This window comes from Nocardioides psychrotolerans (assembly GCF_900113685.1).
Lineage (GTDB): Bacteria > Actinomycetota > Actinomycetes > Propionibacteriales > Nocardioidaceae > Nocardioides > Nocardioides psychrotolerans.
In genome coordinates this window covers 338,663-348,239 of the sequence record NZ_FOQG01000003.1, presented here as the reverse complement: position 1 = coordinate 348,239, position 9,577 = coordinate 338,663, and the positions used below count along the sequence as shown (strand labels likewise).

General features: G+C 69.4%; 8 protein-coding genes. 6 read left to right on the top strand and 2 right to left on the bottom strand.

The window, feature by feature from the left end:
• Positions 1 to 616 precede the first annotated feature (616 nt).
• The 3 genes from BM204_RS05995 (at position 617) to BM204_RS05985 (ending at position 2,261) form a co-directional block, all read left to right on the top strand.
• Complete coding sequence (locus BM204_RS05995; protein ID WP_091111205.1) at positions 617 to 871, top strand: hypothetical protein; 255 nt, start codon at positions 617 to 619, stop codon at positions 869 to 871.
• A 448-nt stretch (positions 872 to 1,319) separates the two neighbouring features.
• A complete protein-coding gene (locus tag BM204_RS05990) occupies positions 1,320 to 1,514 on the top strand; it encodes a CsbD family protein (protein WP_091111204.1) in 195 nt (64 codons plus the stop codon).
• A 48-nt stretch (positions 1,515 to 1,562) separates the two neighbouring features.
• Entirely contained in the window at positions 1,563 to 2,261 is a 699-nt protein-coding gene (locus BM204_RS05985) for a type II CAAX endopeptidase family protein (RefSeq protein ID WP_256215538.1), read from the top strand.
• Here the strand turns inward: BM204_RS05985 and BM204_RS05980 are convergent.
• Positions 2,244 to 3,152 (bottom strand): NAD(P)H-binding protein, encoded by a 909-nt coding sequence (locus BM204_RS05980; protein WP_091111200.1) that lies wholly within the window; start codon positions 3,150 to 3,152, stop codon positions 2,244 to 2,246. The genes BM204_RS05985 and BM204_RS05980 overlap by 18 nt on opposite strands.
• A gap of 207 nt (positions 3,153 to 3,359) precedes the next feature.
• On the opposite strand from BM204_RS05980, the gene BM204_RS05975 reads away from it, so the two are divergent.
• Positions 3,360 to 4,886, top strand: coding sequence for a DEAD/DEAH box helicase (locus tag BM204_RS05975; RefSeq protein WP_091111198.1), 1,527 nt, complete (start codon positions 3,360 to 3,362; stop codon positions 4,884 to 4,886).
• A 204-nt stretch (positions 4,887 to 5,090) separates the two neighbouring features.
• Here the strand turns inward: BM204_RS05975 and BM204_RS05970 are convergent, their stop codons facing one another.
• Positions 5,091 to 5,840 (bottom strand): MerR family transcriptional regulator, encoded by a 750-nt coding sequence (locus BM204_RS05970; protein ID WP_091111197.1) that lies wholly within the window; start codon positions 5,838 to 5,840, stop codon positions 5,091 to 5,093.
• A gap of 145 nt (positions 5,841 to 5,985) precedes the next feature.
• Here BM204_RS05970 and BM204_RS05965 point away from each other — a divergent pair, with 145 nt between their 5' ends.
• Entirely contained in the window at positions 5,986 to 7,197 is a 1,212-nt protein-coding gene (locus tag BM204_RS05965) for an acetyl-CoA C-acetyltransferase (protein ID WP_091111195.1), read from the top strand.
• Between the two features lie 54 nt (positions 7,198 to 7,251).
• The gene (locus tag BM204_RS05960; protein WP_091111193.1) at positions 7,252 to 9,459 is read left to right on the top strand and encodes a 3-hydroxyacyl-CoA dehydrogenase NAD-binding domain-containing protein; all 2,208 of its coding nucleotides are present in this window, start codon (positions 7,252 to 7,254) and stop codon (positions 9,457 to 9,459) included.
• Positions 9,460 to 9,577 lie beyond the last annotated feature (118 nt).

Below are 9,577 nucleotides of genomic sequence, written 5' to 3'. Positions count from 1 at the left end.
ACCCGGCGGCGTTCTCTGCAGCTTTGGCGGCGCAGATCTCAGCGATGAGGTCCGAAGGTGTGGGCGCGTTGTCGTCGACCTCGTGGGGGTCGATGGTGGCGCCGGTTGTCATGCATCTAGTGTAGTCGAAGAGACGTTCGCTTGACAAGCGCGTCTGCGCAGGGTCACGATCCTTGGGCTCAACCGGCTGTTGCAACGAACCTCGCGTTGAGGGTCCCTCTGGAGTCTGCCGCTCGCTGGTCCGCGCCTTGGGGCCAGTGGTGGCGCACCAGGCCAGAGTTCTCGTTCGTGCCGATGGCGCTCTCGTCCGCACGGTCCTCGACCTCGGCAGGGCGTGCCCGGAGCATGATGGCCTCGGTGATGCCCAACGTCGCGCGTTTCGCCTGCCCTGTCTGGGGTCTACAGGCCAGTCTGCCAACAGCCCCCACGGCAACCACCACCGGAAATCCCAGAGCCAGCCCCCCTATGCGACCGAGGTGTGATGGATCCTGCTGCGAAACGTCCGCTCATAGCTCATAGCCGATGAGCGGCGGCTGCAATCGGCACGGCATGCTCCGCCAGGAAAGGTTGCGCACCACTGGCGCGGTGGTGAGTCGACGGAGAGGAAGTGCGTTCGATGGGTCAGTTCTTCACCGGGGTAGGCATGGCGTTGCTCTTGACGCTGCTCTGGTTCGTCGGGGCCCTGGCGATAGGCGCAACGAACGATGACGGGGTGTCCCTGCTGGTGGTCGGCGCTGTAGCGATCTCGCTTAGCAGCGCGCTGCTCGTCATCGGCGCGGGACGCCGTTCGCTCGGGTTGGGGATGCTGCTAGGCGGCCCGTTGGGGCTTGTTGCGCACGCTGTTCTGGCCATGGCCGCTCTCGGCGAATAGCTCCTGAACGTCCGCTTGCCCCGCGTAGCGCGCGCTTCTACACCCACGGGTACACCCACGGGTGCCCGGCGGCATCACACCTCAGTCGCAGAGGGGAGCCAGCACGCCAGGTTTCGCATTGAGAGCGGCTTCCCGGTCTAGTTCTGCGACCCACTCGCCCTGACAACGCGGCACGAACGAGACACGGCCTCCTTCGCCACTACTGGCCCAAGGAACGGCGAGCTCAACCGGTGGCTGACGCCGGCGCCGGCGCCGGCGCCGACACGGGGCCCGACCAACGAGTGGATGGCGTCGAGGCTCCCGCGCACCTCGACCGCGCGCCGTGGCCATCCGGGCTTCGTAGCCGATTCTCAGGTGCGAGGATGCGTGACCGTGGCTGCCAACGGGTAACCGGTCACCACAGGGTGCTTCGTCGGAGGCATCCATCGCACTCACACCGGAGGTAGCAATGGGACTGGGCGACAAGATCAGCAACAAGACCGAGGACATGACCGGCAAGGCCAAGGAAGGCACCGGCAAGGCGACCGGCAACGAGAGCCTCGAGGCCGAGGGCAAGGGCGACCAGGCTTCTGCCTCGATCAAGGATGGCGTCGAGAAGGTCAAGGACGCCGCCAAGGACGTGAAGGACGCGTTCAAGAAGTAGGCACCTGATCATCGGTTCACCCCTCGCCCGTAAAGTTTCGGTCGAGGGGTGATCTGTGTGCGGAGCTGGCTCGAGCGATCGTTGTGGGACGTCGTCCCGCGCGACCACGTGCAGACCCCGAAGGCGCTGAGGCGTCGCCAGCTGGTGACGATCGGCTTCGTGCTGCTCGGCGCGGTCGTGCTCGGGTTCTCGATCCGCATCGATCCCGGCAGCACGACGTTCTACGCCGCGACGGCCTGCCTCGCGGCGGTGTGGACCGTCGGCGCCTTCGCCTCCGGGCCGCTGCACCTGGGTCGCATCTCCCACCGCGACGCGCACGTGAGACCGATCATCACCCCGATCCTGGTCGGCTTCGGGGTCGCCGGCATCTTCGTCGTCGGTGGCCTGATCGTCCGGCAGATCGACTTCCTGGAGCGCCAGGTCAGCTCGGTCCTCGACTTCGCCGACCAGGGGTCGCTGCCGATCCTGGTCGTCATCACGGCGGTGAACGGCGTGGCCGAGGAGCTGTTCTTCCGCGGTGCCGCCTATGCCGCGATCACCCGGCACCCCGTGATCTGGACGACGATCGCCTACTTCGTCGCCACGCTGGCGACCGGCAACGTGATGCTGTCCTTCGCCGCGCTGCTGCTCGGGGTCGTCGTCGGGCTCCAGCGCCGCGCGTCGGGCGGGATCCTGGCGCCGATCCTCACCCACTGCACCTGGTCGCTGTCGATGCTCTTCGCGCTGCCCCTACTTTTTGGGGCCTGAGCCCTTCGGGCCGGACTCCTTGATCGCCAGCCGTACGGCGTCGGCGTACGTCATCGGCTCGCCGGGCACGACGTCCTTGATGGCGTGGTCGGTCACGATCACCTCGGTGCCCATCGAGTCGATGAGGTTGCGACCGGTGGTGACGTCGACGTTGGTGACGAAGGAGATCCAGTAGGACGACAGCTTGGGCGTCAGCACCGGAACCTTGATGACCGCGACCTTGCGACCGTTGATGATCTCGGCGGCCTGTTGCAGCATCTCGATGTAGGTCAGCTGCTCAGGCCCGCCGATCTCGAAGACCCGGCCCTGTGCGTCGGGGTGCTCCACCACGCCGACGAGGTAGCGCACGACGTCGATGATGCCGACCGGCTGGGTGCGCGTCGCAGCCCACTTGGGCACGACCATCGCCGGGAGGTTCTTGACCAGCTGGCGGGTCATCTCCCAGGAGATGCCGCCGGCACCCACGACGATCGCAGCGCGGAGCACGGTGACGGGCACCCCACCCTCGCCGAGCAGCGCCTCGACCTCACGGCGGGAGCGCAGGTGCGCGGACAAGTCGTCGCTGTCGGCGCCCAGGCCGCCGAGGTAGACGATCTGGCGCACGCCGGCCTCGGCCGCAGCCTTGCCGAAGGCGACGGCGGCCTGGGCGTCCTTGCGCTCGAAGTCGTTGTCGTCGAGGGCGTGCACGAGGTAGATCGCCACGTCGGCACCGCTGAGCGCCGGGGCGAGCGTCGAGGGGTCGTCGACGTCGGCGCCCACGGCCTCGCCGGGACCGTCGTAGGCATCGGGGCGGCGGGTCATCGCGCGCACCTGGTGGCCGTCGTCGATGAGGGCGGGCACGAGACGGCGGCCGACGAAGCCGGTGGCGCCGGTGACCAGGACAGTGGGCATGCTCACACCCTAGGCATGGCTGCTAATTCACGGCAGGTGCCGCGCGTGCCTTACTCTCAACTCAGCGGCTCGTCCAGTCTTACCTCGAGCTCCCGCGCAGATCGGAACTTCGCGTCTCGCTGCGCCCCTCCTTCGTGAGGCACATGCTTCTTCCCCGCCGCCGGCGGGACGGCTTGGTGAGACACACCAACGTAAGTGACTTCTTCTGTGAACTCCGCATCTTTCGCCGACCTCGGCGTCCCCTCCTCCCTCGTCGCGGTCCTGACCGAGCAGGGCATCACCGTGCCCACGCCGATCCAGGCCGCGACGCTCCCCGACTCCCTGGCCGGGCGCGACGTGCTCGGCCGCGGCCGCACCGGCTCCGGCAAGACCTACGCGTTCCTGCTGCCGCTCGTGGCCCGCCTCTCGGCCCAGAAGGGCAACCGCGTCTCGGGCATGCCCCGCGCGATCATCCTGGCCCCGACCCGCGAGCTCGTCGGCCAGATCCACCAGGCCCTCCAGCCGCTGTCCTCGGCCGCCGGGCTCAACTCCATGACGATCTTCGGTGGCGTCGGCCAGAACCCCCAGGTCGCCAACCTCAAGCGCGGCGTCGACATCGTCGTCGCGTGCCCGGGTCGCCTCGAGGACCTCATGCAGCAGGGACACTGCGACCTCGGTCGCGTCGAGGTGACGATCCTCGACGAGGCCGACCACATGGCCGACCTCGGCTTCCTGCCCAGCGTGCGCCGGATCATGGACAAGACCCCGCAGTCCGGCCAGCGTCTGCTTTTCTCGGCCACGCTCGACAAGGCCATCGACGTGCTGGTCAAGCGCTTCCTGCACTCGCCCAAGGTGCACGAGGCCGACTCGGCGCAGTCGCCGGTCGCCAAGATGGATCACCACGTCCTCCACGTCGCCCGCGAGAACCGCATCGCGGTCCTGGTGGACCTGACGAGCGCCCCCGGGCGCACCATGGTCTTCACCCGCACCAAGCACGGCGCCAAGGCGCTGGCCCGTCAGCTCAACAAGTCCGGCGTGCCGTCGGTCGACCTGCACGGCAACCTGAGCCAGAACGCCCGCACCCGCAACATGGAGATGTTCCACTCCGGCAAGGCCACGACCCTGGTCGCGACCGACATCGCCGCGCGTGGCATCCACGTGGACGACGTGGCCCTCGTGGTCCACGCCGACCCGCCCATGGAGCACAAGGCCTACCTGCACCGCTCGGGCCGCACGGCGCGCGCCGGCGCCGCGGGCACCGTCATCACCCTGATGACCGACGACCAGGTGCGCGACGTGCGCCAGCTGACGCGGGCGGCCGGGATCAACCCGACCACCACCCGCATCGACAACGCCTCGCACCCGATGCTCACCACGCTCGCCCCCGGTGAGCGCACCGTCGTCGTCGGCGGCATCGAGCTCGACCGGCCTGCCGGCACCTCGCGTCCCTCCAACGAAGGCCCCAGCGGTCGCCAGCGCGCCAAGCGCGGCGGTTCGGCTCCCGCGTCGTCGAAGCGTGGCGGCGGTGGTGGCCGAGGTCGCTCCGGCGGCTCGTCCTCGTCGGCCCCGTCCTCCTACTCGACGTCGACCCCGGGCTCCGGCTCCTCCGCCGGCGGCAAGGCCTCCGCGCCCAAGTCCGGCGGCCAGGGCGGCCAGGGTGGCAAGCGCTCCGGCGGTGGCGGCGGTCGCTCGCGCGGCGGCTCGACCTCGGGCGGCAGCCACACCGCTGCCTCGTTCAGCTCCGGTCGTCGCTGACCTCGGCCTCGACCACCGCAGCGCCCGTCACCTCACGGTGGCGGGCGCTGCGTCGTCGTACGGCGTGCGGGGTCGGTCGGTTCGTCGGCAGTTCGCCATGCCGCGCGCCCGCGCCACGCTCCGGCGGTGTCGCCGGCGCGCGAACTGCCTGGGGGATTGGCGGACAAGCGCCAGGATCCCCGGCCGGCCGGTGATCCATGCAGGTCAGCCGCGCCGCTGCGCCTTGCGCGTGATGTTCTCCCGCTTCGTCTCGTCCATGCCGGCCTCGTAGGCGGAGACGAGGCTGGCGATCGAGAGCGGCTTGAGGCGCTCCACGACCTCCTGGATCGTCCCGGGGGAGGCCCCGGACTCCTGGTAGACCGGCCACACCATGTGGCGGAACACCTCGTAGAGCTCGTGCGCGATCTCCTGGCCGTGGCGGCGGTAGATCGCGGCGGAGGCCATCGCCGCCTCGAGCGGGAAGCCGAGGTCGAGCAGGCCGAGGCCGACCGAGAGCTGGGAGAGCGCGACCTCGTAGTGGCCGCGCTTGCTCGGGAAGACGATGCCGAGCGCCCTCAGGACCTCGAGGTCGTCGCTGCTGAGCGTGCGGTCGATGCGCTGCTCCAGCTCAGCGCGGGACAGCTCGACGGGCAGGTCGGCCTGCCAGGGGGCCAGCATCGAGCGGCGCAGCGCGATGTCTTCGGGGCTGGCGTCGCCGGGCAGCCCGCCGACGTACTTCTCGATCGCCGACAGCGTGAAGCCGTGGCTCTGGAGCTCCTGGACCAGCTCGAGCCGGGCCACGTGGTCGGGGGTGTAGTAGCCCGAGCGACCGCGGCGCAGCGGCGGCGGGACCAGGCCCTTCGTGGTGTAGAAGCGCACGTTGCGCACGCTCATGCCGACCCGGTTGGTCAGCTCGTCGAGCGTGAGCAGACCGCGCAGCTCCTCGACCTGGTCGGCAACGGACTCCGAGGTCATCGAGCCTCCTCCCGGATGTGTGTGGGGTGCGTGAGCCAGACCACATCGGGCCTGCTCTTGACGATACTGACAGTAATAGTGTCACAATCAAACGTCGTCCGACTCCTTCGGGCGCAGGCACGTGCAGACAACACCGAGGACGGTCATGGCAGAAGCATTCGTGTACGACCACATCCGTACGCCGCGTGGCAGGGGCAAGGCCAACGGCTCCCTCCACGAGGTCAAGCCCGTCGACCTCGTGGTCGGCCTGCTGGACGCGGTCAAGGACCGCAACCCCGGCCTGGACCCGCACCGCATCGACGACGTCGTGCTCGGCGTCGTGTCGCCGATCGGCGACCAGGGCGGCGACATCGCCAAGACGGCAGCGCTCGCGGCCGGCTACCCCGACACCGTCGCCGGTGTGCAGCTCAACCGCTTCTGCGCCTCGGGCCTCGAGGCCGTCAACCAGGCCGCCTCTCGCGTGCGTGGTGGCTTCGAGGACCTGATCCTCGCCGGTGGCGTCGAGTCGATGAGCCGTGTGCCCATGGGCTCCGACGGTGGAGCGTGGGCCTCCGACCCCGCCACCGCCTTCAAGGCCGGCTTCGTGCCCCAGGGCATCGGCGCCGACCTGATCGCGACGATCGAGGGCTGGGAGCGCCACGACGTCGACGCCTACGCCGCCGAGTCGCACCACCGCGCCGCCAAGGCCTGGGCCAACGGCTACTTCGGAAACTCGGTCGTGCCGGTCAAGGACATCAACGGCCTGACCGTGCTCGACCACGACGAGACGATCCGCCCCGACACGAGCCCCGAGGGTCTCGCCGGGCTCAAGCCGTCGTTCGCCCAGATCGGTCGCGACGCGGGCTTCGACGACGTGGCGCTGGAGAAGTACCACTGGATCGAGAAGATCGACCACGTTCACCACGCCGGCAACTCGTCGGGGCTTGTCGACGGTGCCGCGATCATGGCGATCGGTTCCGAGCAGGTCGGCAAGGACCTCGGCCTCACCCCCCGGGCCCGCGTGATCGCGACGGCGGTCTCCGGCGCCGATCCCGTCATCATGCTCACCGGTCCGGCTCCCGCGGCCCGCAAGGCGCTGGCCAAGGCCGGACTGACGGTCGACGACATCGACCTGTTCGAGATCAACGAGGCGTTCGCCGCGGTGGCGATGCGCTTCATGCGCGACATGGGCATCAGCGACGAGATCACCAACGTCAACGGCGGCGCGATCGCCATGGGTCACCCGCTGGGTGCGACCGGCGCGATGATCCTCGGCACGCTCATCGACGAGCTCCAGCGTCGCGACCTGCGCCGCGGCCTCGCCACGCTCTGCGTCGGCGGCGGCATGGGCATCGCGACCATCGTCGAGCTGGTCTGACGACCACCGACCCCTCGACGTACCCCTCTCTCGAACCCCGAAGGAACCCACCACGTGAGCACCACCGCTACCGAGACCTCCGTGCACTACGAGCGTGACGCCGACGGCATCGTCACGCTGACCCTCGACGACCCGTCGTCGAGCGCCAACACCATGAACGAGCTCTACATCTCCTCGATGACCACCGCCGTCGACCGGCTCTACGACGAGGCGGCTGCCGATGAGAAGAGCGTCACCGGCGTCGTCATCGCCAGCGCCAAGAAGACCTTCTTCGCCGGGGGTGACCTCAAAAGCATGGTCACCGCGACCAAGGACGACGCTGCGTCGGTCTTCGCGATGGCCGAAGGCGTCAAGGCCGGCCTGCGCCGCCTCGAGAAGTTCCCCCGCCCCGTCGTCGCCGCGATCAACGGCGCCGCGCTCGGCGGTGGCCTGGAGATCTGCCTGGCCGCCAACCACCGGGTGATCGTCGATGACGACAAGGTCGAGATCGGCCTGCCCGAGTCCAGCCTGGGCCTGCTGCCCGGTGGCGGCGGCGTGACCCGCATCGTGCGCATGCTCGGCATCCAGTCCGGCCTGATGGACGTCCTGCTCCAGGGCACCCGCTTCAAGCCGGCTGCTGCCAAGGAGAAGGGTCTGGTCGACGAGATCGTCCCGACCCGCGAGGACCTCGTGCCCGCCGCCAAGGCGTGGATCAAGGCCAACCCGGACGCCTCGGCCAACCCCTGGGACCTGCCCGGCTACAAGATGCCCGGCGGCAGCCCGAGGTCCCCGGCCCTGGCCGCCTTCCTGCCCGCCTTCCCGGCCCTCCTGCGCAAGCAGACCAAGGGCGCGGTCTACCCCGCCGCCCGCGCGATCCTCAGTGCTGCCGTCGAAGGTGCGCAGGTCGACTTCGACACCGCCTCGCGCATCGAGTCGCGCTACCTGACGAACCTGATCGTCAACCAGGGCTCGAAGAACATGATCCAGGCGTTCTTCTTCGACCTGCAGGCGATCAACTCCGGCTCGCTCCGCCCCCAGGGCATCGAGCCGTGGAAGGCCACCAAGGTGGGCGTCCTCGGCGCCGGCATGATGGGCGCCGGCATCGCCTACTCCTGTGCCCGCGCCGGCATGGAGGTCGTGCTCAAGGACGTCTCCGACGAGAATGCCGCCAAGGGCAAGGCCTACAGCGAGAAGCTGCTCGACAAGGCGATCTCGCGGGGCAAGTCCACGGAGGAGAAGAAGGCCGAGCTGTTGGGGAGGATCACCGCGACCGGTGACCCCGCTGCCCTCGCTGGCTGCGACCTCGTCATCGAGGCCGTCTTCGAGGACCCCTCGCTCAAGGCCAAGGTGTTCGCCGAGATCGCACCGTTCATCAACCCCGACGCGCTGCTCTGCTCCAACACCTCGACGCTGCCCATCACCGAGCTGGCCCAGGGCGTCGACCGCCCGAAGGACTTCATCGGCCTGCACTTCTTCAGCCCCGTCGACAAGATGCCGCTGGTCGAGATCATCCGCGGTGCGGAGACCTCGGACCTCGCGCTGGCCAAGGCCTACGACGTCGTGCAGCAGATCCGCAAGACGCCGATCGTCGTCAACGACAGCCGCGGCTTCTACACCTCGCGTGTCATCGGCTTCATGGTCAACGAGGGCCTCGCCATGGTTGCCGAGGGCGTGCGCCCCTGGACGATCGAGCGGGCCACGAGCCAGGCGGGCTACCCCGCGCCGGTGCTGCAGCTGACGGACGAGCTCAACATGGAGCTCATGGACAAGATCGCCACGGCGACGCGGGAGGCCGCCGAGCGCGACGGCACCCCGCACACCGAGCACCCCGGCACCAAGGTCGTCGGCCAGATGCTGGAGGCCGGTCGCCCCGGTCGCCTGCGCGGCGCCGGCTTCTACGACTACGACGAGAGCGGCTCGCGCGTCACGCAGTGGGCGGGCCTGGGCGAGCTGTTCCCGGTCGCCGAGGAGCAGCCCTCGATCGAGGACGTCAAGGACCGGATGCTCTTCGCCGAGGCGCTCGAGACCGCCAAGTGCTTCGAGGAGGACGTCATCACGTCCGCCGCCGCGGCCAACATCGGCTCGATCATGGGCATCGGCTTCCCGCCGATGACCGGTGGCGCCGCTCAGTTCATGACCGGCTACGTCGGCGCCGACGGCACGGTCGGCCTCTCGGCGTTCTGCGCCCGGGCCGACGAGCTCGCGGCGTCGTACGGCGACAGGTTCGCGCCCACCCCGTGGCTGCGCGAGCTCGCCGCGGCGGGCGGTTCCTTCCCCGCCTGAGCCACGGCCCGACCCAGCAGCAACCACCGACCCGCCCGAGATCCTCTCGGGCGGGTCGGTGCCGTCACGGGTCTTCCCGGGAATGCCCGATCGGCTGATTTTGGGGAGGCTGGACCGG